The organism is Xanthomonas sp. 3058 (assembly GCF_014199765.1).
GTDB classification, from domain to species: Bacteria; Pseudomonadota; Gammaproteobacteria; order Xanthomonadales; family Xanthomonadaceae; genus Xanthomonas; species Xanthomonas campestris_B.
Genome location: NZ_JACHOF010000008.1, coordinates 61,108 through 82,792, shown reverse-complemented (window position 1 = coordinate 82,792; position 21,685 = coordinate 61,108). Strand labels below are relative to the sequence as shown.

Sequence of the window (21,685 nt, the reverse complement as noted above, 5' to 3'; positions counted from 1 at the left end):
CGCTGACAGCTGAACCGGTTTGCTTGCCGGGCCTTCGCATGGGGAGGACAATGGAGTTTCAGAACAGTGACACGATGATGATCGACTCCACCCGCTATCCGCGCCTGTCCCGCATCCAGACCCCCGACGATCTGCGTCGCTTCGACGAGGCCGACCTCACGACGATCGCGGAAGAACTGCGCGCCTATCTCATCGAGTCGGTGGGCAAGAGCGGCGGGCACTTTGCGGCCGGCCTGGGCGTGATCGAACTCACCGTCGCCCTGCACTACCTGTATCAGACCCCGGTCGATCAGCTGGTATGGGATGTCGGTCATCAGACCTACCCGCACAAGATCCTCACCGGCCGGCGCGACCAGATCCACACGGTCAAGCAGAAGGACGGCGTGGCGCCGTTCCCCAAGCGCGAAGAGAGCATTTACGACACCTTCGGCGTCGGCCATTCGTCGACCTCGATCTCGGCCGCGCTCGGCATGGCGATCGCCGCGCAACGCAATGGCGACGACCGCAAGGTGGTGGCGGTGATCGGCGACGGCGCGATGACCGCCGGCATGGTCTACGAAGCACTCAACCATGCCGGCGGCATGGACCCGGAACCGAACCTGCTGGTGATCCTCAACGACAACCGCATGTCGATCTCCGAAGCGGTGGGCGGGCTGACCAAGATGCTGGGCCGCGCCAGCGGCAGCCGCACGCTCAACGCCATCCGCGAGGGCGGCAAGAAGATCCTCGGCGACAAGAAGAACAACCCCACTGCGCGCTTCGTGCGGCGCTGGGAAGAGCACTGGAAAGGCATGTTCGTGCCCTCCACGCTGTTCGAGGAAATGGGCTTCCATTACACCGGCCCGATCGACGGTCACGACCTGCCCGCCCTGGTTGGCGCACTGAAGACCTTGAAGACCCTCAAGGGCCCGCAGTTGCTGCATGTCATCACCACCAAGGGCAAGGGCTACGAACTGGCCGAGGGCGATCAGATCGGCTACCACGCCGTCGGCCCGTTCGATCCGAGCAAGGGCCTGGTCGCCAAGGCCGGTGCCAAGAAGCCGACCTATACCGACGTCTTCAGTGACTGGGTCTGCGACATGGCTGCCGCCGAGCCCAAGCTGCTGGTGATCACCCCGGCGATGCGCGAAGGCTCGGGCCTGGTGCGCTTCAGCAAGGACTATCCGCAACGCTATTTCGACGTGGCGATCGCCGAGCAGCATGCGGTGACGCTGGCAGCCGGCATGGCCACGCAGGGAGCCAAGCCGGTCGTGGCGATCTATTCCACCTTCCTGCAACGCGGCTACGACCAGCTGGTGCATGACGTGGCGGTGCAAAAACTCGACGTGCTGTTTGCGATCGATCGCGGCGGCGTGGTCGGTCCCGACGGCGCCACCCATGCCGGAAATCTCGATCTGAGCTTCCTGCGCTGCGTGCCGCACATGGTGGTGATGGCGCCGGCCGACGAAGCCGAGTGCCGGCAGATGCTGAGTACCGGCGTGCGTTACGAAGGCCCGGCCGCCGTGCGCTATCCGCGTGGCACCGGTCCTGGCGTTGCGCTCGACACCACGCTCGCCATCCTGCCGATCGGCAAGGCGCAGCTGCGCCACGGCGGCGCGCGCATTGCCCTGCTGGGCTTTGGCGCGAGCGTGGATGCGGCAGAAGCGGTCGGGCGCGAACTCGGCCTGACCGTGGTCAACATGCGCTTCGTCAAGCCACTCGACAAGACGATGCTGCTGGAACTGGCCAAGACCCACGAAGGCTTCGTCACCATCGAAGACAACGTGGTTGCCGGTGGTGCCGGCTCGGGCGTGGCGGAACTGCTCAACGCCGAAGCTATCACCATGCCGATCCTGCACCTGGGCCTGCCCGATAGCTTCCAGCATCACGCCAGCCGCGAAGACCTGCTGGCCGAGGCCGGCATCGACCAGGCCGGCATCCGCGCCGCCGTGCTCAAGCGCTGGCCACAGCTGATGGCCCGCAAGGCGCCGTCGTTGAATGCCGCTGCAGGCTGAGGCCTGCGCTGGTCACGAACACAGCGATCACGATGCCGGGCCGATGCATCGGATCGCCTGACTGCCTCTGGCATAGCCCTGGCCCTGCATTGCACTGACGCAGTTGGGCTGCTGCCCCGGGCAATCGCGCATCACGTGCGCAACCGCGTTACAACGACGGCACTGCACCCGCCTGCGCAACTGCATCCACCAACCGCACAATGCGCGCCTGTGCAGCGATGGCATGCAGCTCGGTCTGCAAGCGATGCACGCCCGGTAACGTCCCGGTCGCGCCAAGCGCCTGCTGCAGCATCGCCGGCAGGCCGTCCAGATCGCGCAACCACCATGAGGCGCCGGCGCTCTGCAATCGCGCGGCATGGTCGAACTGATCGTAGTCCAGCGGATACACGATCGACGGCAGCCCGGCGGCCAGGCAGGCATACAGGATGCCGGCACCGCCGTGATGAACCACCAGCGCGTAGCGATGCACGTGCTGCGCGTAATCCACGTACGGCAAACGCCGATAGTTGCCCTGGCCGGGACGTTGCGGCGCGGCGGTATCGCCATCGCTGAAGTGGAAGATCACCTCCGGGAACTGCGGTGCCACCGCACGCAGCATCTCGTCCATGCGCTGCTTGACCCATTGCAGGTGCGTGCCCAGCGTCACCAGCACATGCCGACGACCGGGAACGAAGTCCGGCGGCGCTACTGTCGATGGCGGCGTGCAAAGCTGCGGCCCGACAAAGCGTACTGCCGCCGGCCAACGTCGCGCAAACTCGAACGACGGCAACCCCAACGCCAGGATGCAGTGCGGCGAATACACGGCCTCGCTGCGATCGCTGCGATACAGCGACGGCAATCCGCAGGCACGCATCCGAGACCGATAACAGGCATGCAAGCTGCGTTTGAAGCCACGGGTGAGCCGGCGCGCCAGTGCATGCCAGAGCCGCTGCCTCGCATGGGCGGCAGGAAGCAATCCCCCGAAGTAGGCGGGCGGCCCGTCGCTGGTCTCGATGACGCAAGGCGACGGCATGCTGGTCCACCAGGCGACTCCCATCGCCTGCGCTGCCAACCCCGCGCTTGGCAGCGTGAAGTCGACGATCACCAGCTCTGGCCGTCTGTCGCGCCAGTGCGCTTTCAGCGTGTCGCCCAGCCGCGCCATCAGCCCAAGCGCGCTGTGCAATTGTCGGCGCAGCCGCAGCGGATTGTGGCCCACCGCATGCGGTGGGTTGGCGATGTCGAGCAACAGTCCATCGGCTTGCGCATCCAATACGCTGACCGCAACCAACCCGCATGCGTGGATACGTGCGCGTGCTGCCGGCGTGCTGATGATGCGCACATCGTGCTGCGGCGCCAGCTGCCGGGCGATCGCCAGGATCGGATGCAGATGCCCGCTATAGGGCGGCGCGACCAGATCAATGCGCATGGACGCTTGCCTGCCCTGCCTGCTCGATCCCGGCGATAAAGCGCTTGCAGTCGGCGAGGACCGTTGCCTCGCGCAGATAGTCCATGTGACCGCAGGCCGGCGCCAGATCGACCGTGCCGGCGAACAGCGCGCGCGAAATCCAATCGGCGCGCCCTTGCACGAGACGCAACTGCCCGAACGATGCCGGCGCGCTGCACACCGGGCCATAGGCAAACACCGCCAGGCGCGCACGTATGGCTTGCGGCAACTGCAACGCGGTCAGCAACTGCAGGCCACAGCTGCCGGCCAGCAGCACCGTCAACGGCGTCCGCTCCAGCAATGTCGCCACGCGCGTGCGATCTGCATCTGCGACGCGTGCGGCGCGTGCAGCCAGGTACTGGCCCGCGTTGGACACACTCGCGCGCCATAGCGGTGTGCGCTGGTATGGCGCGTTATCGCAACGATACGGGTAATTGCCGTCGACCAGTTGACGGCCCGGCCCGCGCAACTGCTGCAGGAAAGCGTCTTGCTCCGCACTCAAGGCGCAGCGTGCGGGATCGCTTTGCCCGGTCAGGAAGGCGATCTGCATCGTCATCTCACTCGGCACGGAAGCACCCATTGGCTAGCACGCGGTAACGGCGCGTGCGCCAGCGAATCGTCCGCACCAAGGCAGCGTGCAACAGGTGCAACGGCTGCAGAAGTTCGGCGCATAGCGACAGGAGCGGACGATGACGAACCGCACCGCTGACACGCCATTGCACATGGCACAGCAGGAGCGCGCGCAGCAACAGCGTGATGAGCAAGCAGGTCACCGCTGACAACGCCGGCTGCATGCAGACGCAGATCGCCAAGGCCGACAACAGCAACGGCGGCAATCCCTGCAACACACCGATGGCCAGACCAGTACCCATTGTCTGCCGACGCAGCAGGATCAATGCAAACAGCATCCAGCGATGCATCTGGCGGGCGTAGCTGGCCAGATCCGGCATCGCGGTGCGCATGGCCACCGGGGCGGTGGATTGGCATACCCGTCCGCCGCGTTCACGCACGAGCGTGGCGAAAGCCAGATCGTCGGTGAGCTGCTCCAGCAGCGGGGCAAACCCGCCCCACGCGCGCAATTGCTCGGTACGCACGGCATAACACATGCCATTGATGGTCAGTGGTGCGGCGAACGGCACCCAGCCCAGATACGTGAGCACGGCATTGTTGTTGACGAACTGCGACAACAAACGGCCGGCCAGGGTGCTGCTGTCGCGGTAATACGGCAGCGCGGTGACCACATCGGCCTGCGTCAGATCCTGCAGCAGCCGCGCCAGCGCGTCATTGCTCAGATGCGCATCGTCGTCGAGGATCAAGCTGATCGGTGCATGCACCTGCGCAAGCGCGTCGTCGAGCTTCCACGCCTTGGGGTTGATGCCGGGCGGCGCAGGAGATACCTGCCTGCGTGTAATGCGCAAGTGCGGATGCAGCGCAACCAGGCCATCGGCAACTGCATTTCCCGCACCATCGTCTGCATCCAGCAACCAGATGAAGTGTGCGTGCGGCAGCGTCTGCAGGTTGGCGGCAAGCACCTGTTGCAGATGCGCATCGCCGCCAAGGATCGGCTGCAGGATCGCCACCTCGGCCTGTGTTGCAACGGGGTTGCCAGCTGGCCGCAAGCGCTCGCTGCGCATGACCCACAACGCTGCAGACGTCTTGACCAACAGCACCAGCAGATAAACCGCTGCCAGTGTCGGTGCGACTAGGCCCATTGCGCCGCCTGCCAACGCACGAACGCGTCCACGCCCGCTTCCAGGCCGACGCTGGGTTGGCCAAGATCGGCAAGCGTACGCCGTGGATCGAACGTCTTGGAATAGGCGAAGACACCAACGCCAAAGCGCGTTATCGGCGGCTCCCCCCGTAGCTGCAGCAGGCGGTAGACGCCCTCCACCATACTGGCCATACGCAACGCGGTGCCGATACGCACGTCGCGCCGTGGCAGTGGCAACTCCAGACGTGCCAGTACATCCAGCAACAGGTGCTGCAGATCCACCGGCTGCGCATTGGTGAGGTTGTAGGCACGCTGCAGCTGCGTGGCCGTGGCCGCGCGGTAGAGGTAATCGCACAGCGCATCGATATAGATCAGATCGCCGATCACCGGCTGCGTCTGGCCGACAAAGCGCGGCAGCGCCCCCTTGCGCGCGGCGGCAATCACGCGCGGGAACAGCACCGTATCTCCCGGCCCGAATACCGCACGCGGACGCAATACGCAGGCTTCGCCCGGATAACCGTCAAGCAAGGTCTCCCCCAGGTATTTGGTACGCGCGTAGGTGTTGACGAAGTCCGGCCCGATCGGGCTGTCTTCGTTGAGGTCGTATTGATGCGCTTCGCGATAGAACACCGAACTCGACGACACATACAGCAGACGCGGGCAGCCATTGCGTTTGCAGAAATCGATGACGTTGGCGGTGGCCTGCACGTTGTGCAACTGGAACTGCGCGCGCGTGCCCCATGGCGAGGCCAGGGCTGCAGCGTGGATCACCACATCCGGACGCCAATCCAGCGAGAACGGTTGGCTCAGATCGATGCGGTGGTAATTGGGGAGATCGCTGGCGCGGCGCCCGATGCCGTGCATCTCCACACCCGGCCGGCCGTGGAAACGCCGCAGGAAGGAACCACCGACAAAACCGGACGCGCCGGTCACGAGAATGCGCAGCGTCATCGCCACTCCGGTTGATAACGGTCCAGACTGGGCTGGCAATGCGAGGGCAGGATTGCCAACTCCGGATGCGCCTGCGACAGCCCATGCAAGGCATGCACGGTCTGCCGAAATGCCGCCCAATCGTGCATCAGCAGGCGCGTGGGCCAGGCCGGCCACTGCAATGTGGCCCAGGTTGCCGACGACCACACCGCGTCGGCGCACAACAGCACCTCGCGGTCGTGCTGGTCGCGCAACCACAGTCCCATCTGCCCGGGCACGTGTCCGGGCAACGGCACCGCCAGGACGCTGCCGTCCTCGAACAGATCGTATGCCGCGCCCAGCCCCTGCCAGGCACCCGTCAGCGCGCGCAACGGTGCGTGCTCGGCAAACTGCAGGCGTCGATCGAAATCCGCCGGCAGCAGCTGCGGCAACAAGGCGCGGCGCAAGCCGCCGATGCGCGAACAACCACGCAGCTGCTGGTAGTCCGCACGCAGGCAGATGAAACGCGCGTTCGGCAGATCGCGCAGACCGCCGACATGGTCGGCATGGAAGTGCGAGATCAGGCACCAGGCGATGTCGTCGAGCGCGACATCGCGTCTGGCCAATTGCGCCGCCAGGGTTTGGTGTGCGGGCAGGGTCACCGGCGTGGTCCAGCGATACAGTCGCTCCGGCCAGGGATCGGTGGCACGAAAAAAATGCGCGGCATAGCCGGTGTCGTACAGCAGCGCGCCGCGTTGCGGGTGCCGGATCAACACGCTCAATGCCGGGAATTCCACCGCGTGCCAGTGGCCATCCGCACGCACCATGCGTTCGCAATGGCGACAGTGACCGACGCGCAGCAATGCGAGCGAGACGCGCGTTGGCATCCGCATCAGTACCGCAACACCATGCCGCCGATCGCCAGCCCGGCGCCGGTGCCCAGCAATGCGAACAGATCGCCACGCTGCAACTGCTGCTCGACCCGCGCGTGATGCAGCGCGTGTGGCAACGACGCGGCAACCTGGTTGCCGGTGGCATGCAGGATGCGCACCACTTGATCGGGACGCAATGCCAGCGCCTGCACCACATGATCCAGGCCGCCGCCGGAGGCTTGATGCGGGACCAGGTAGCGCAATGCCGCCGTGGTGGTTCCGGCATCGCGCAGCAGCTGGTCCCAGAACGCAGGCAGATGCCGCGCGGCAAAGCGGTAGGCGCCGCGTCCATCCATGCGGAACACGCGTGCGGCACCGGGTGCGCTGTCCTCGCCATGCGGATAGCGCGTCCCGCCACCGCGGACACTGCACAGATCGGCGCCATTGCCATAACTGGACAGGCGACTGGACAGCAACGCCGAGCCCTCGTTCGCCGCGCTACGCGCCACCACCACGGCAGCGGCGCCATCGCCGAACAGGCCGGCCGTGGCCGGTGTCGATGCGTCCAACCCGGCCGATGCAACCTCGCTGGAGACGATCAGCATGCGGCGATAGCGGCCAAGAGCCAGCGCATTGGCGGCCATGTCCAGTGCGACCAGAAAGCTCAGGCAGGTTGCGTTGACGTCGAATGCCGGGATACCGGAATCGCCCAGGCCGAGTGCGCGCTGGATCAGCACCGCCTGGCAGGGAATCGGCTGCTCCATGACACCGCATGCCGAGATCAGGCAGTCGATCTGGCTGGCATCGATGCCGGCGCTTGCCAGTGCCTGCTGCGCGGCGGCCGCCCCCATCGATGAGGCGGTCTCGCCCTCGCCCACGTAATGCCGCGTGGCCACGCCCAGGCGCGTGAAGGTGGTGCCCGCCGGTAACTGCCAGCGCTCGTCCAACTGTTGCGAGGTCACCTCCGTCGCAGGAACGTGGCACCCGGTACCCAGAATGCGCAGCGGCAATGCGTTCAACAGGAAGGTCTCATCGGACAAGGCGCGCAGCATACCGTGGCCGGCAGTGGCTGACCCATTCGGACGTCCCCGGGTGTCGCCTCGCCATTCTCCGGGCGAGGGGTCGAAACCACTGGGCCATTGCCTCAACGAAACGGCTGGCTGCGCCCATGTTGCACCGGCCCGTCAGCTGCCTGCAGACGGCGCGCAAGAGACGTCAGGACACCCGGACATGTCGCGTGTCGAGCCCACCGGGCTCCCAGACTGCGGCTTTTTACGATCCCTGTTGGCTCAAGGTGCCTCCACTGTGTAGCCCAACGCCTGCAACCGCGCCAGATAGCCGTCCGCTGCCGTCATGCGGCTGATCGGCAGCACCGCGAAGGTGCTGCGATTGCGTTGCAACGCGGTGGTGGCGATGCTCAGCCAGTGCTCGCGCATGCGCCGCTCCAGATCGTCGATGCCGCGCTTCCGGGCGGCGCCGGAGCTGGCCATCGCACTCATGCAGGCCGCCTGCGGATCTTCGCGCGGCAGGTGCCGCAACGCCTCGATATCGCCGACCGACCATGCGTTGGCACGCTCGACCATCGTCGGCAGGTCGCGTTCCACCGTGACCAGGATACTACGGAAGCACGCGGTATCGTCCATGCCGCCGGCGCGGAATTCCTTGATCGCCTGACGCGGGTCGCTGATCTTGTAGTCCAGTGCCGTGGGCGTCGGCGTGATGCCCGCACGCTTGGCGGCACGCTCCACCACCGACCAGACCAGCGGCGCACGCGCGAGGCCGGAGCGTTTGAGTGCGGCCTGATACAACTCACCGGCGGCCAGCATCGGGCGCTTGCGTTCCACGCCACGATCGCTGCCGATGTAACGCGCCTTGGCCACGCTCCAGCGCGCATACAGATCGGCCGGCAGCACCTCGCGCAGCTGGCGGCCGTCCTCGTTCTTCATCGCCTTCATCGCCGACGGCAGCAAGGTCAGCTTGCCGAAGAATCCCATGTCCGCATCCACCTGCACGGTCGGCGCCATCAGCACCTGCTGGGACTGGCCGATGATCGCCTCCACCTCGGCCGATTGCCATTGCAGACGCTTCGGCAATGGCGACAAGGTGCCCAGGATCCACAACACATGATCGCCCTTGCTGACCTTCCACAGGCCCGGACCGGGCTGCACGCCGCGCACCACCATCGCTTCCAGATCGACCACCGGCGGTGGCGGCACAGCCGCGTTAGGCGTCGCACTATCGCTGGCTGCCGCCAGCATCGACACCAGCATCAAGCCCGCTCCCCACACCGCTGCCTTGCGTCGCATCGCGTAGTGCCCCCTTGTTTGCGCGGACACTACGCCAAGCCAGCGCGCGCTGCGTTAGCGAAGCGTTCAACGCCGCAGCTCGCTCAGGCACGAACCAGCGTTGCAAGATGCGCCGCCAGGGGCGAGGCAGCATCGAGCAGGGAGAAGCCTTCCCAAACGAATCCCGGCGACACCGTGCAGCCCACCAGGGTGAAGTGGCCGAGCGAGCGCGCCGCCTGCCAGCACCCGGCAGGCACCACCTGCATCGGTTCGCCGCGCTCGGCGGCATCCAGGACCACACGCTGCAATTGCCCGATCGCCTCATCGTAAATCAACAACTCCAGCGCATCGCCCTGCTGCCAATGCCAGCTCTCCTCCGCATCGACGCGATGCCAGGCGCTACGTTCACCGGCGTTGAGCAGGAAGCGGATCGCCGTCAGCGCCGGACGCGCCTGCCCGTTGTCGGCGACCTGACGTGCCGAGGCATAGACACGGCGAAAGTGCCCGCCTTCCGGGTGCGGGGCGAGGTCCAGCGAGCGAATCAGCGCAGCGGCAGTCGGATGCATGGGCGCATGCTAGAGCGGATTACACGTGTCGAGGTGAGTGCGAAGCAGCCGGTGGCCCTTCCAGACAAGCGGGCGCTACCACCGTGGATCAGGGCAGATACTTGCCGGCACGCAGGCAGGTGCGGAAGAACACCAGCAGATCCCAGCTATAGCGCTTGAGCAACCGGCGCGGCTCGTTGAGCAGCCGGTACATCCATTCCATATGCAGGCGCCGCACCCAGTTGGGTGCACGTTTGGCGGTACCGGACAGAAAATCCAGCAGCGCACCCACGCCGAACACCAGCGGCACGCTCAGGGCATGGCTGTGATCGAGAATCCAGCGTTCCTGCAGCGGATTACCGAACGCCACCAGCAATACATCGGCGCCGGAACGATTGATGCGTTCGGCCAGGCCTTCGCCCGCTGCGGCGAACTCGCCATAACCATCGCACATGCCGACCACCTGCTGACCCAGCGTGCCGGTCAGGGTGGCGGCAGCGGTCTTGCCCACACCGGGACGCCCGCCCAGCAGGAAGAACTTGAGCGGTTGTGCGCTCTCGCGGCACAGATACGGAATCAGATCGGTGCCATTGAGATTGCCGGCGAAGCGACGGCCGTGGATCAGCCGCGCCGCCAGGTCCATCCCGATGCCATCGTTGACGATGCGCACGGCGGGCTCGCGCATGCGCATCCGCAGCGCCTGGCACTGCACGATGAAATTGGTATTGGCAAAGAACACCCGACGCGGCTGATGCGCTGCCAGTGCATGAAACAGATCCAGCGCAAAGGCTTCCTGCGTCGTGGACAACACCGGAAATCCGCCGAGTGGAATCACCACACCCGGCGGTACCGCAACGTTGTCGACGCCGGTCGTACCCACATCCGCGCGCTGGCCCTGCATCATCGAATCACCAAAGGTCGTAAGGGAACGCGGCCAGCAACCCGGCCTGCAGTTTTTCCAGATCGAACGCGCCGTTGCCGCCCAGATCCAGACACTCTTCCACGCTGTTGCCCGAATGCCACTGCATGCGTCCGGTGCCGTTGTAGTAGTCGTCGTACTTGAAACGATCCTCGCCGTTGCCCCAGTCCAGGTACACCGCCGGAATTCCGTACGCTTCGGCAAGAATCAGCCCGTGCAGGGAGCTGCTGATCACCAACTCGGCGCCCAGCAATGCGCTCATGAAAGTCGCAGGCTTGACGTTGGGAAACACCAGGTGATCTGCATAGGCGCTGTACTTCTCGACCGGCTCATTGAAGTGCGGGACGATGGCGAAGGGACGCTTCTTCACCGTTCCCAGCGCATCGCCGGGAAAGAACATCGGCGTCAGCAGGCCAGGGTCGCCGTAGACCTCGGGCACCGCGATGCCGCGATCCATCAGGAATTTACGCGTTTTCGGCCCACGCACCGCACGCACGTCGAGCGTACTGAAGGTATTGCGCTCGGCGGGAATCTTGCCGTTGATGCCACTGCCCCAGACGGTGTCGCCGTCTTTTGCGAAGTGCAACACCGACCCGATGGCGATCAGCTTCTTGCTCAGATCGCGCTTCTCGATCAGGGTTTTGTCCTGCAAGGAGAGCACACAGGACACGATCACCTTGGACAGGTGATCGCCCATGTTCACGCCAGCGTTCTTGGGCTGCCACCAGAAAAGTGCACGACGTTCTGCATGTTCAATCCATTTCTGCAGCAAGACGTTGGCCATAACTAAGGTGTCTCCTTCTAAAAGTTGAATGCGCCGCTCAATGCGAGAGCGCGGCCTCCGCCGAAGCATGCACGGCTGCGCCGTTCTGTTGCGGGTACAAACGGGTTTCCGGATACGCGCCGGGATTGAGCACGCGATCGGTGGTGTCGGACCAGTTCAAGCACTGCCGGTAACGCACGCGTGGCGCTTCCAGAGCGCGACCGATGGCTGCAATGACCGCGTCAGCGTTACCCGGAGTGTAGCCGAAACGCGACTGATACGGCCCGACGACCGCATTCGGGCACACCGCTGGCAAGCCGAAAAAGTCGTATTGCAGCAGCTTCATCGAACTATCGGCCAGATAGACCGGCACCTGCTCGGATGCATACGGTGCGATGCCGAAACGGGCGTGCTTGATGTAGCCGATGGTCTCGGCATGCTTCATCTCGCCGTAAACGATCACGTTATCGCCATAGCCGGGATGACGGCCCATGCCCGAGCCGATCACATGGAAGGTGACGTGCGGAAACGCCTTGCTGGCAACGACGAAGAAATCCGGATCGAACAACATCGAGCCCACCGCAACGGCGTGGATGCCCTCGCCGTAGGGAGACGGATCGCCCAACTGGTCGAGGTTGTGATCCACACCGTGACCGACGTGATAGACGTTGTCGCGGCTGGCAACTTCTTCGGCCATCGCCGGCGACACCAGCGCGATCACATCCAGCGTCGGCGCCACGCGGTCGAACTCGCGCTCGATATAGGACGCCACATTGATCGTGCTCAGCCCATCGGAAGCGCGATACACCAGCTTTGCCGCCGGGTTGATGCGCTTGGCCAGCTCGATGAAGGCCACGGCGATACCGCTTTCGAACACGATCACATCCGCCTCGCGCATCCAGTCCAGCAGCTGGCGCGGAGGATGCGCGGCGTACCACCGGAACATCGCATCTTCGACCGAACGCAGCCACGCGCGGCGCGTGTTGAACGGATGCACGGTCGTCCGCCACAGATAGCAATCGACACCCTTGTGCGACACCACCGTATTTGCGGTGGCGTCCAGCGGCAGCCGCATATCGCCCTTCATGCGCGACAACCGGCTATAACGCAGCGAAAAAAAGCGCGTCGTCCCGCGTAGCGCGAGTTGGTCGGTGATGAAGTGGATATTGGCGCGACGTGGCGTGCGGTAATCGTGAGCGGACAAGACCAGATAGCAAGGCCGGCGAATGCCGGAAGCGGCGGCGGAGGTGTCGCTCATGGGCCGTGTCCTATGAATGAATGAAAGAAAGCATGACCGAACGCAGGCGAAGACATTGTCGATCTCATCAGCGTGCCTTGGCTTGTTTCAACAACTTGCGAATGTTGAGGATGGAGATCACATCGCGGCGGAAGGCCGGCCAGATCGCCAACGCCAGCAGGCACACTGCCGCCATGGCCACCGCACCGGCGGCCAGTTGTTCCCAAAGCGGGCCACCGACCGTGATCGATGCGTAGTACGCGCAAGCACCGGCCACGCCATAGGCCAGCATCGCGCGCACGGCATTGTTGAACAACGCCCCTACCGGGGTGTCGGAAATCCTGCCGACCCAGACCAACGACAACGGCCAGGTCACGAGCAGACCGAACGAATAGCCGATCGCCACGCCCATCGCGCCCCAGTGCGAGCCGACAAAGATGCAGCCGATCAGCACGATGCGGCTGACCAGCGAAAACAGCAGCTGCGCGCGCATCAAGCCTCTGGCAAGAAACACCCAGTAGGTGGCATAGGACGCGGTCTGGAAAATGCCGCCCAGCGTCAGCACCTGGAACAACGGGACCGCCTCGCGCCACTGTTCGCCGAGCACCAGCACGATCAGCGGCATCGCCAGCGCACAGGCGAACGCGAACAGTGCCACGATCAAATGCACCATCACCGTCTGCCCACGCAGCAGGAACGCGCTGAAGCGCTCGCGATCGTCCTGCAGCTGCGACAGCACCGGCAACGCCACGCTGGTGGCAGGCGCATTGATCTGGTTCAACGGCATCATCAGCAACTGGAAGGCGCGGTTGTACAGACCCAGCGCATCCGGGCCGGTGCGCCACCCGATGATCACCTGGCCCACGTTGCGGCTGGCATATCCCAGCAGCTGCGCAGCCATCAGGTTCCAGCCGAAGCTCATAAAGTCGCGCATTGGCGCGGCGCGCTGATACCCGCCCGGCAACCAGCGTGCGCAGCTTGCGGCGATGACAAAATTGACCAGCGCCTGCACGACCTGCTGCACCACCAGCGCCCAATAGCCCCAGCCCAGCAATGCGGCAGCAACGGCCGCGCCCAGGCCCAGCACCTGCGATCCCACGTCGCTGAGCGCAACCTGCCCGAAACGCAGATCACGGCTCAGATGCGCGCGGTACTGCGTGGTCATGCCGTTGATCAGGAAGGTGACCGCCAGCGCCTGGGAAATCGTCACCAGCGCCGGTTCGTTGTAGAAGTTCGCAATCACATGCGCCGATGCGAACACCAGCACCGACAGCAACAAGCCGATGCCGCTGTTGATCCAGAACAGGTTGTCGCGCTGTTCGCGGCTGACATGCTTGGCCTGTACCGCAGCGGCGGACAGGCCGAAATCCCGCAGGATTTCGGCAGCACCGACGATCGCGGTCACCATGGCCATCAGGCCGTAGTCATAAGGCGTCAGCAACCGCGCCAGCAGGATGATGCCGCCGAACTGCACGACCATCTTCGACGACTGGCCGATCATGGTCACCGCTGCGCCACCGGCAGCGCGCGAGCCGAGGCTGCGCTGTGGTGGTGGCGGCGTGGAAGATGTCGTCGGCGGGGTCTGTGTGGTCACAGCGCGAGATCTCCATCCTGGCCGAGCGCTTCCAGATAGGTGCGGTAATGCAACTGCCCGATCCGCGGCCAGTCACGCTGCGACAGATCCGGCGCAGGCCCACGCGGCGCCGCGCGCACCTTGTCCAGCATGCCGGTCAGCAACGCCGCATCGAACTCGCCTTCGTAGAGAAACACCCAGCCAGGGCCGACCTCCTCGGCGATGGCGGCATTGGATTCGCTCCACGGCGCCAACACCGGACGTGCCAGCGACAACGCCAGCAGCAGCGTGCCGGAGTTGTGCATCTGCCGATACGGCAACACCACCAGCTCTGCTGCGCTGACTTCGCGCGCCAGTACCGGTTCTTCGACATAGGCCAGCAATGCGCTGACGCGTGGGTCCTGTGCGCAGGCTTCCTCGACCAGGGTCCGCATCTGTGGCGTCGCCGGGTTACCGACGATGCGTAGGTTCAACCGCGGATCGTTCACCTTGCCCATGACCTCCAGCAAGGTCTCCACGCCCTTGTACGGACGGATCAGACCGAAGTGCAGCAACCGCCCCGGAACCGGGCTTCCCTGCTCCATCGTCGCGAACCAGTCGCGATAGTGGCCGTGCAGGATGGTGTCGGTGAACGGCGGACGCGGTGGCGTGGTCGCGTTGATGCGGATCCAGCGGCGCGTCAGGCGGTCGATCCAGCGCAACAGGCTGCGCTCGCGCCAACCACGATCTTCGTGCGGCGCCAGATTGTGCAAGGTGCGCACCACCGGTGTTCCGGTCAGTTGCAGTTTGAGCAGCAACAGTGCCGCGCACACCTGCTTGGCCAACGTGCCCGCCGCGCTCGGATGGCGCAGCAGATACTCCGGCCAATGCAGATGCAGCACGTCGTAGCGCGACAGCAGCGCATCGCGCATCGAAAAGAAACGCAGCTGCACCGCGTCGGGCAACGCGTCATAGAGCTGGGTTAGATACGGATTGGTGCTGGCGTTGGGTTTTTCGGTGGAAAACAGCACCGTGACCTGCGGCTTGGTTGCCGCACGGGGTATCGATGGGGACGCGAGCGCGCTCATCGCACTGCCTCCTGCGGGCGACGCGTGCCCAGCGCCGTGTGATATTCGTCGATATAGCGCCCGACCACATGCTTCCAGTCATAGCGGCTCACGTAGGCCATCGACGCCGCACGCCGCGTGTGGAAGTCTGCATCGGCCTGCAGCGCAAGCGCCTGCACCTGATCTGCGGCAACCGGGATCTTGTCGCGATTGACGATCACACCCTGCGCCGACTCAGTGGCAAGCCGCACGAACGGCGGGATATCGCTGAGGATCGGGATCAGCCCCGCGCTCATCGCCTCGACCGCCGCAATGCCAAACCCTTCATGCCGCGACAGGCACACGAAGAACTGCGCCTGCTGCATCAACGCACGCAGCTGTTCCTGCGAAGGCGACATGCTCAGCTGCACCTTGTCCTGTAGCCCACGCTCGGCGATCGCCTTGCGCAGGTCGGCCTCGTTCAAATCGTATTCGCGGCCGGCAATGATCAGCCGCCACTGCGGGTCGCGCGTGAGTGCGGCCTGCAGCAACTCCAGCGTTTCAATCAGCCCCTTGTTCACCGACCAACGCCCGAAGTAGAGCATCGTCCGGCCGGGCACCGTCGCGCCCTGCCCGGCATACTTCTCCACGTCCACCCCGTTCTCGATCACCCGCAAACGCGCCGGCGCAACCACTTTTGCGAACAGATCGCCATCGTTTTCGCTGGTGGCGATCACTCGTGCATAGGCCAACGCAGAGGCCCGCGTCAGGGTCTGGAACCAGACCTGCTTCATGCGCGATGCGTACGCGGTATGAAAGAACCCGCCGTGCGTGGAGACCACCATCGGCTTGCCGTGCAGCGGCTTGGTCAACGCAAGATAGTCGTAGAAAAAATCGATGCCATGCAAATGCACCAGGTCCGCCGAGCGAATCGCACCCAGCACCGACGGCGCCAGCGGATAACGCGACGAACCGCGATAGCCGATACGGCTGATCGGCAAGCCTTCAAACGTTTCCTGCGCAGCAAGCTGCGCGCCGGGGTCGGTGAACACACGATCCAACGTGACGACCTCTACCGTATCGGCGCTATTGGCCTGATGCTGGCGAGCCACATTGAGAACGACTTCCTCCATACCCCCGATCGAGGGGTGGAATTGGCGGACGACATGCACCACTTTCATTACGCCAATCTCCTTTGCCAACGACACACACTTGATTGCTGCGACGGCTGATGATTCTGGAAGTGCATCATTTCCCTTTCAATCCCAACATCCACGGCGCGATTCGCACCAATACCGCACGCATCGGGACGCACGCGGCAACGGCAACCACGCAGAGCCCCATCGCCCAGATCGGCGTACCGATCACATGGCGATCGATCACCCCCGTTCGCGCCACCACACTGGTGACCACCAAGAACACCAGCGTATGCGTACACAGGATCAGCAAGGTGTTGGTGCCAATCCACTGCACCCAGCGCCAGTGCCGGATGAAATACGCCACACACAAGGTCATCGCGGTTCCCAGCAGGCTGACCAGCAAGAACACTGCGGCCGACTGCCCGAACTGCAGATTGTTGACGTCCACCTGCCCGTTCGCAGCGGCCAGCCACCACCACGTCACAGCCACCACAGGCAATGCCGCTGCCCAGACGCGCATGCCAAGCGAGCGCAGCGCATCGGCAAAGCGCGACAGCCAACCACCGATGGCGATGAAGAACAGTGCGACGGGCAAGACGTCCAACGCAAACGGTAACCGCAGATGCAGCGACGGAAACCAACCAGCCCACACCAACGCGAGTGGCACGCTGAGCACGGCAACCATGGCCGTGCTGAGGCGTGCACGCAGCGCAATGTAGGCGAGCGTTGTGACAAACAGCGCAGGCAGGAACCACAGCGCAGGAAGCACATACAAGCTGGAGCCATTGGACCAGAACAGCCCGGCGAACGGGTCCCACCAGGAGTGCGCATTGGGTTGATGCAGCGCGCCGTTGAGCGCGGCGGTCAGCAACCAGTACCCATACGCCACCAGGAAGAAGGCCAGGTAAGGAAGCAGCAACGTCCGCGCCAGTTTTTGCGTGGTCGCGACGTTGAGTGCGCGGCTGCCAAAACGTTCGCCGACCCAGCCGGAAAGCACAAAGAACAACGGCACGTGGAAACTGTAGGCGAACAACTTGTACGCCGGTGGCATCCCGCTGGCGTGCCCCAACATCACCAGAACGATGGCGAGCGCCTTGGCGGCATCGATCTGCCAGTCGCGCGTCAACGCGGGCGCCGGCCCGGCTTTTGCTGGAGCACTGTTGTGTCCGGCGTTGGCGGAATACGCTGCGGTGGTCATGCTGCGGCGCCGGTCATGCCGCCACCGGGCGCGCACCCAAGGTCCACGGCGCAAAGCGCATCAGCAACCAGCGCAACGGAACGCACGCAGCCAACGCGAACACCGTAACGAACACCGCCCAGCCCAGCCCGGGACGCCAGGCACCGAAGATGCCCGACACGGCGGCAACGCCGGACAACACAAAGAACACCAGCATGTGCGTGCACAAGATCAACAAGGTGTTGCGGCCGATCCACTGCACCCACGCCCAGCCCTGTACCAATCGTGCAGCGCAGATCACCATCAACGAACCCAGCACTGCACTCAGCACGAACGCGGCGTGGTCACGGCCAAATTCCAGCATATTGACGTCGATGCGTCCGTTGGTCTGGGCAAGCCACGCCACCGGCAGCGCCAACAGCACCGTTGCCAGCGCACTGCCCGGCAAGGACGTCGGCAGACGCGGCGAGAGATAGATCAACAAGGCGCCAAGTGCGTAGAAACACAACGACACCGGCAACACGTCCAGTCCGAAGAACAGCCGCAGCTGCTGCGCCGGAAACCAGCCCATCCACAACCACGCCAGTAGCAACGATGCCAGCGCGATCACCATCGGCGACATCCACCGGCGTAGCAGCGCGTAACCGATCACCGTCACCAACATCACCGGCAGAAACCACAGGGGCGGCTGCACATACAGGTCCGGGCCGATGCCGGTGAACATCGAAACGATCGGCTCCCACCACGGGTGACTGCCCCAGCGGGCGGCCTTCTCGCCGATGTTGCGGGTCAGCAACCAGTAAACGTAACCCACTAGATAGAACGTCGCATACGGCACCAACAGACTGCGTGCATGCCGGCTCAGTGAACGCCGGTCAAGCCCGGTGGTGCGTGAGGCATAGCCGGATGCCAGCCAGCCGGACACCAGGAAGAACAGCGGCACATGGAAGCTGTACGCAAACAAGGTCATGCCGTGCGGCACGCCCTTGGCATGGCAGAACACCACCAGCAGGATGGCGATGGCCTTGGTGGCATCGATGCGTGGATCACGCGCACGTCCAGTGGTCGCGACATGCGCGCCAGCCGTCGGCGCTGCCGACGATTGCGTTTGCATCGCCGCTACGCTCACCGCGCCCCTCCCGCAGGCAATGGCAACTGCGCGCCATCTGCCGTTGGATCGTCCTTGATCAGCGTGCCAGGTGTACCCGTCGCCGCAGACCAGGTCGGCAGCATGTGCCACAGGTAGCCGCAGACGAACCACCACAGCGCCGAGGTCTTGATCGAGAAGTAGCCGTTGGACACCAGCAGACTCAGCGCAAATGCAAAGATGGCCAGGTTCTTGAACAGCTGCCCCTCCTTACTCGGCATCAGCAACAGGAACGAGTAAGACAGCAGGAATGCCAGCACGCCGACGATCGACTGCGATGCAATGAAATACGCAATGCCGCTATCGAAGTAGCGATACGCCTGCGCAAAATCCAGACCCATCCAGGACTCGAACGACAGGTTGTTCATCGAGTAAACGGTGAAGAACACCCGCCCCATCGTGGTGTCCTGATAGGCGGTGATTCCGGTCATCCACACCAGCAACCACGCCGTCATGATCACCAGCAGGAACACCAGGAACGCCAATCGCTGATCCAGGCGTTTCAATAGCGGCGTCAACAGGACCATCAGCACGCAGGTGCCCGCAGCCAGGCGTCCATCCGAGGCCACGACCATGAAACCGATCAGTCCCACCGACAGGATCAGCATCGATGGCCGCATCCAGCGCCAGAACACCAGCAGGATGGCGGTGAAGAAGCAGATGTAGTTACCCATCGTCACCGGCTCGATGAACATCGAGGAGGCACGTGGAAGATTGGAGCCAGGCAAAAAATTACGCTCGCCCGGGCGCGTCGCACTGACGAACAGATTGCTGTCTTCGTTCCAGAAGCCCTCGGCGCTCATGCCGCGCGCATTGACGAAGAAGCTCTTGGGGTTGACCAGATCGCCGTATGCGGTGGGCATTGCCAATTCGAACGCAGCCACCAGCGACACGATGATGGTCATGCGCAAGAACAACTTGGGCACCGACCCCGTGTAGGCAGACCCCAGCACGACAAAAGCAAACACCACCAATGCGTCGCGGAAGAACTTCGGTTCGATCTCCCAGTTCACCAGGAAACGCACGAACATCAGGGTGACAATCAGCCCCAATCCGCTGACGATCAACGCGATGCGCTTTCGGCTCAGCGAGCCGAGGCCGAGCAGAAAGCAGGCCGCGTAGACCATGAACTCGACTGCATAAGTGACCACCGGGCGGACGGTGAATACGTTCGCGTTGATCAACGCCAGTACAAGGTTGTAACCCACGCCGACCAGGAGCGTCAGCTCGATCAGCAGGTTGTGCAGGCGCACGCGCGTTGCATCGCTCATTCGGATCAGCATGCAGACGCCTGCTTGAAAAGGGCGGCTGCAATGCAGCCGCCCGCAGCGCCGGACGCGCCAAGTCGCACGCTCCCCGCCATCATCAGTACGCGGTCTTCTGTCCGAGCACCCGCACCGCGGTGAGCACGATGATGCGGATATCCAGCCACAGCGACCAACGACGGATGTAATCGAGGTCGTACTGGATACGCTTCTTCATCGTCCGCAGCTCGGGCGTTTCGCCACGGAAGCCGTTGACCTGCGCCCAACCGGTGATGCCCGGCTTGACGTAATGGCGCTGCATGTAGTGATTGATCAGCTTTTCGTAATGGGTATTGTGCTGCGCGGCATGCGGACGCGGACCGACGATCGACATGCTGCCACCGAGCACGTTGAAGATCTGCGGCAACTCGTCCAGGCTGCTGCGGCGCAGGAACGCACCGAACCGGGTGATACGGGTGTCGTTCTTGGTCGCCTGCTGGATGGTGGTGCCATGATCGTCATGCACGCGCATCGAGCGGAACTTGAACATATAGAACTCACGACCACCCAACCCATGGCGGCGCTGACGGAAGAACACCGGACCGGGCGAGCTCATCTTGACGCCCACTGCAATCGCAGCCATCAGCGGCCAGAGGCCCATCAACGCGATCACGGCCAGGATCTTGTCCTGCAATGCCTTGGCAACCACGAAGTAGTTGTCGCGATCGACACCGCCCTGGCGCAGGTTGATCACCGGCACGTTGCCGATCTGCTCACCGGATTGATTCAACAGGCCGAAGTCGAACAGGTCCGGCACCAGCTTCACATTGATCGGATAACGATCCAGACGCTGCAGCAGCTGCTTGATGTGATCGCGCTCGCCCAGCGGCAGCGAAATCCACACCTGCTCGACCTGGTTGTCCTTCAGATACTCGATCAACGCGTCCGGGTCGCCCAGACATGGCAGCGACTGGCGCTGCTCGGTCACGGCGATGTCGTACGGCGTGCGGAAATAACCGACCAGGTTCATGCCGACCCACGGATTACGGCTCAGGTAGTGATTGATCTTCATCACCGGATGGCGCAGACCGACCACCACCACACGCTGTACGTCCACGCCCTGGGTGCGCAGATGGTTCAAGAAACCGCGCAGCAAGGTGCGCGCCGCCACCAGCGATGCCAGACCGCCGACAAACCACAGCCCGATCCAGCCGCGCGACACCTGCTCGCCGACCTGCACGATCAGCGCGTGCACCGCAAACAGCGCGAACACGCCGCCGAACGCACCACCGAGCACCATCAGCTCGCTCAACAGTCCGCGCCCGCGCCAGCTGCGATACAACGGGAACAACGCAAAGCAGATCACCGAGTACAGCAGCGTGGTGGCGATGGCGACCCGGTACGGTGCCGCAGGCACCCAGGAGCCGAAGACGATACGGTAGGCAATCAGCCCGGAGACCACGACCATGGTCAGGTCGAAGACGCGCAGGACCAGATCGGCCGCAGCCGAGTATTTCGACAACAGGCGCGGCGAGGATGTCGTGTAGGTCGCGCTACTCAAGTCTGCCAAAAGCATGGGGATGTCCTCCAAACCCGATACGGCGCATGCGGGGGAACATGCGAAACGCAAGCGAGCTTTCAATCATCTCCGCCGGGTGATCACCGCGGTAATACTTACCGACCCCAGATCACTCGACAGCCATTTGTTTCAACAGAGACAAA

The 21,685-nt window shown here is 64.0% G+C and carries 19 protein-coding genes; 1 reads left to right on the top strand and 18 read right to left on the bottom strand.

Annotated features, from left to right (window positions below; genetic code table 11):
• Positions 1-77 precede the first annotated feature (77 nt).
• Positions 78-1,994: a 1-deoxy-D-xylulose-5-phosphate synthase gene (dxs, locus tag GGR61_RS12285; RefSeq protein WP_184621752.1), complete on the top strand. Its 1,917-nt coding sequence runs from the start codon at positions 78-80 to the stop codon at positions 1,992-1,994.
• Between the two features lie 148 nt (positions 1,995-2,142).
• On the opposite strand, the gene GGR61_RS12280 is transcribed toward dxs, so the two are convergent.
• The 18 genes from GGR61_RS12280 to GGR61_RS12195 all read right to left on the bottom strand — a co-directional run bounded on the left by GGR61_RS12280 (position 2,143) and on the right by GGR61_RS12195 (position 21,539).
• The gene (locus GGR61_RS12280; protein ID WP_184621645.1) at positions 2,143-3,399 is read right to left on the bottom strand and encodes a glycosyltransferase; all 1,257 of its coding nucleotides are present in this window, start codon (positions 3,397-3,399) and stop codon (positions 2,143-2,145) included.
• Positions 3,389-3,997, bottom strand: coding sequence for a hypothetical protein (locus tag GGR61_RS12275; RefSeq protein ID WP_184621644.1), 609 nt, complete (start codon positions 3,995-3,997; stop codon positions 3,389-3,391). Before GGR61_RS12275 ends, GGR61_RS12280 begins: the two co-directional genes overlap by 11 nt.
• Positions 3,975-5,129, bottom strand: a complete 1,155-nt coding sequence (locus tag GGR61_RS12270; protein ID WP_184621643.1) for a glycosyltransferase — start codon at positions 5,127-5,129, stop codon at positions 3,975-3,977. The genes GGR61_RS12275 and GGR61_RS12270 overlap by 23 nt, the downstream gene beginning before the upstream one ends.
• Complete coding sequence (locus tag GGR61_RS12265; protein WP_184408361.1) at positions 5,120-6,079, bottom strand: NAD(P)-dependent oxidoreductase; 960 nt, start codon at positions 6,077-6,079, stop codon at positions 5,120-5,122. The genes GGR61_RS12270 and GGR61_RS12265 overlap by 10 nt, the downstream gene beginning before the upstream one ends.
• Positions 6,076-6,924 carry an MBL fold metallo-hydrolase gene (locus tag GGR61_RS12260; protein WP_184621750.1) on the bottom strand — a complete coding sequence of 283 codons (849 nt, stop codon included), beginning with the start codon at positions 6,922-6,924 and terminating at the stop codon, positions 6,076-6,078. The genes GGR61_RS12265 and GGR61_RS12260 overlap by 4 nt, the downstream gene beginning before the upstream one ends.
• A gap of 5 nt (positions 6,925-6,929) precedes the next feature.
• Positions 6,930-7,961 (bottom strand): 3-oxoacyl-[acyl-carrier-protein] synthase III C-terminal domain-containing protein, encoded by a 1,032-nt coding sequence (locus GGR61_RS12255; RefSeq protein WP_184621642.1) that lies wholly within the window; start codon positions 7,959-7,961, stop codon positions 6,930-6,932.
• A gap of 237 nt (positions 7,962-8,198) precedes the next feature.
• Positions 8,199-9,215 carry a TraB/GumN family protein gene (locus tag GGR61_RS12250; RefSeq protein WP_184621641.1) on the bottom strand — a complete coding sequence of 339 codons (1,017 nt, stop codon included), beginning with the start codon at positions 9,213-9,215 and terminating at the stop codon, positions 8,199-8,201.
• A gap of 83 nt (positions 9,216-9,298) precedes the next feature.
• Positions 9,299-9,760: a cupin domain-containing protein gene (locus GGR61_RS12245; protein ID WP_184408358.1), complete on the bottom strand. Its 462-nt coding sequence runs from the start codon at positions 9,758-9,760 to the stop codon at positions 9,299-9,301.
• Between the two features lie 88 nt (positions 9,761-9,848).
• On the bottom strand, positions 9,849-10,643 hold the full coding sequence (locus tag GGR61_RS12240) for a WecB/TagA/CpsF family glycosyltransferase (protein ID WP_184408357.1): 795 nt from the start codon (positions 10,641-10,643) through the stop codon (positions 9,849-9,851).
• A gap of 4 nt (positions 10,644-10,647) precedes the next feature.
• Positions 10,648-11,442: a polysaccharide pyruvyl transferase family protein gene (locus GGR61_RS12235; RefSeq protein WP_184621639.1), complete on the bottom strand. Its 795-nt coding sequence runs from the start codon at positions 11,440-11,442 to the stop codon at positions 10,648-10,650.
• 37 nt (positions 11,443-11,479) lie between these two features.
• Positions 11,480-12,679 (bottom strand): glycosyltransferase, encoded by a 1,200-nt coding sequence (locus GGR61_RS12230; RefSeq protein WP_184408355.1) that lies wholly within the window; start codon positions 12,677-12,679, stop codon positions 11,480-11,482.
• Between the two features lie 67 nt (positions 12,680-12,746).
• Positions 12,747-14,252, bottom strand: coding sequence for a lipopolysaccharide biosynthesis protein (locus tag GGR61_RS12225; protein ID WP_184621637.1), 1,506 nt, complete (start codon positions 14,250-14,252; stop codon positions 12,747-12,749).
• Positions 14,249-15,298, bottom strand: a complete 1,050-nt coding sequence (locus GGR61_RS12220) for a glycosyltransferase (RefSeq protein WP_184621635.1) — start codon at positions 15,296-15,298, stop codon at positions 14,249-14,251. The genes GGR61_RS12225 and GGR61_RS12220 overlap by 4 nt, the downstream gene beginning before the upstream one ends.
• Positions 15,295-16,437 carry a glycosyltransferase family 4 protein gene (locus GGR61_RS12215; RefSeq protein ID WP_184621633.1) on the bottom strand — a complete coding sequence of 381 codons (1,143 nt, stop codon included), beginning with the start codon at positions 16,435-16,437 and terminating at the stop codon, positions 15,295-15,297. Before GGR61_RS12215 ends, GGR61_RS12220 begins: the two co-directional genes overlap by 4 nt.
• A 67-nt stretch (positions 16,438-16,504) precedes the next feature.
• Complete coding sequence (locus GGR61_RS12210; RefSeq protein ID WP_326520263.1) at positions 16,505-17,629, bottom strand: acyltransferase family protein; 1,125 nt, start codon at positions 17,627-17,629, stop codon at positions 16,505-16,507.
• Positions 17,607-18,701, bottom strand: a complete 1,095-nt coding sequence (locus tag GGR61_RS12205; RefSeq protein WP_184621630.1) for an acyltransferase family protein — start codon at positions 18,699-18,701, stop codon at positions 17,607-17,609. The genes GGR61_RS12210 and GGR61_RS12205 overlap by 23 nt, the downstream gene beginning before the upstream one ends.
• The gene (locus GGR61_RS12200) at positions 18,698-19,990 is read right to left on the bottom strand and encodes a polysaccharide biosynthesis protein GumE (protein WP_184621748.1); all 1,293 of its coding nucleotides are present in this window, start codon (positions 19,988-19,990) and stop codon (positions 18,698-18,700) included. The genes GGR61_RS12205 and GGR61_RS12200 overlap by 4 nt, the downstream gene beginning before the upstream one ends.
• Before the next feature lie 94 nt (positions 19,991-20,084).
• Positions 20,085-21,539: an undecaprenyl-phosphate glucose phosphotransferase gene (locus GGR61_RS12195; RefSeq protein ID WP_184408348.1), complete on the bottom strand. Its 1,455-nt coding sequence runs from the start codon at positions 21,537-21,539 to the stop codon at positions 20,085-20,087.
• Positions 21,540-21,685 lie beyond the last annotated feature (146 nt).

What these genes read in the sequence shown, in the direction of transcription:
- GGR61_RS12235 (WP_184621639.1), bottom strand. Translation starts at nt 11,442, where the DNA reads ATGGCCAACGTCTTGCTGCAGAAATGGATTGAACATGCAGAACGTCGT.
- GGR61_RS12245 (WP_184408358.1), bottom strand. Translation starts at nt 9,760, where the DNA reads ATGCATCCGACTGCCGCTGCGCTGATTCGCTCGCTGGACCTCGCCCCG.
- GGR61_RS12260 (WP_184621750.1), bottom strand. Translation starts at nt 6,924, where the DNA reads ATGCCAACGCGCGTCTCGCTCGCATTGCTGCGCGTCGGTCACTGTCGC.
- GGR61_RS12195 (WP_184408348.1), bottom strand. Translation starts at nt 21,539, where the DNA reads ATGCTTTTGGCAGACTTGAGTAGCGCGACCTACACGACATCCTCGCCG.
- GGR61_RS12270 (WP_184621643.1), bottom strand. Translation starts at nt 5,129, where the DNA reads ATGGGCCTAGTCGCACCGACACTGGCAGCGGTTTATCTGCTGGTGCTG.
- GGR61_RS12215 (WP_184621633.1), bottom strand. Translation starts at nt 16,437, where the DNA reads ATGAAAGTGGTGCATGTCGTCCGCCAATTCCACCCCTCGATCGGGGGT.
- GGR61_RS12280 (WP_184621645.1), bottom strand. Translation starts at nt 3,399, where the DNA reads ATGCGCATTGATCTGGTCGCGCCGCCCTATAGCGGGCATCTGCATCCG.
- GGR61_RS12240 (WP_184408357.1), bottom strand. Translation starts at nt 10,643, where the DNA reads ATGATGCAGGGCCAGCGCGCGGATGTGGGTACGACCGGCGTCGACAAC.
- GGR61_RS12250 (WP_184621641.1), bottom strand. Translation starts at nt 9,215, where the DNA reads ATGCGACGCAAGGCAGCGGTGTGGGGAGCGGGCTTGATGCTGGTGTCG.
- GGR61_RS12255 (WP_184621642.1), bottom strand. Translation starts at nt 7,961, where the DNA reads ATGCTGCGCGCCTTGTCCGATGAGACCTTCCTGTTGAACGCATTGCCG.
- GGR61_RS12200 (WP_184621748.1), bottom strand. Translation starts at nt 19,990, where the DNA reads ATGAGCGATGCAACGCGCGTGCGCCTGCACAACCTGCTGATCGAGCTG.
- GGR61_RS12275 (WP_184621644.1), bottom strand. Translation starts at nt 3,997, where the DNA reads ATGGGTGCTTCCGTGCCGAGTGAGATGACGATGCAGATCGCCTTCCTG.
- dxs (WP_184621752.1), top strand. Translation starts at nt 78, where the DNA reads ATGATCGACTCCACCCGCTATCCGCGCCTGTCCCGCATCCAGACCCCC.
- GGR61_RS12230 (WP_184408355.1), bottom strand. Translation starts at nt 12,679, where the DNA reads ATGAGCGACACCTCCGCCGCCGCTTCCGGCATTCGCCGGCCTTGCTAT.
- GGR61_RS12220 (WP_184621635.1), bottom strand. Translation starts at nt 15,298, where the DNA reads ATGAGCGCGCTCGCGTCCCCATCGATACCCCGTGCGGCAACCAAGCCG.
- GGR61_RS12265 (WP_184408361.1), bottom strand. Translation starts at nt 6,079, where the DNA reads ATGACGCTGCGCATTCTCGTGACCGGCGCGTCCGGTTTTGTCGGTGGT.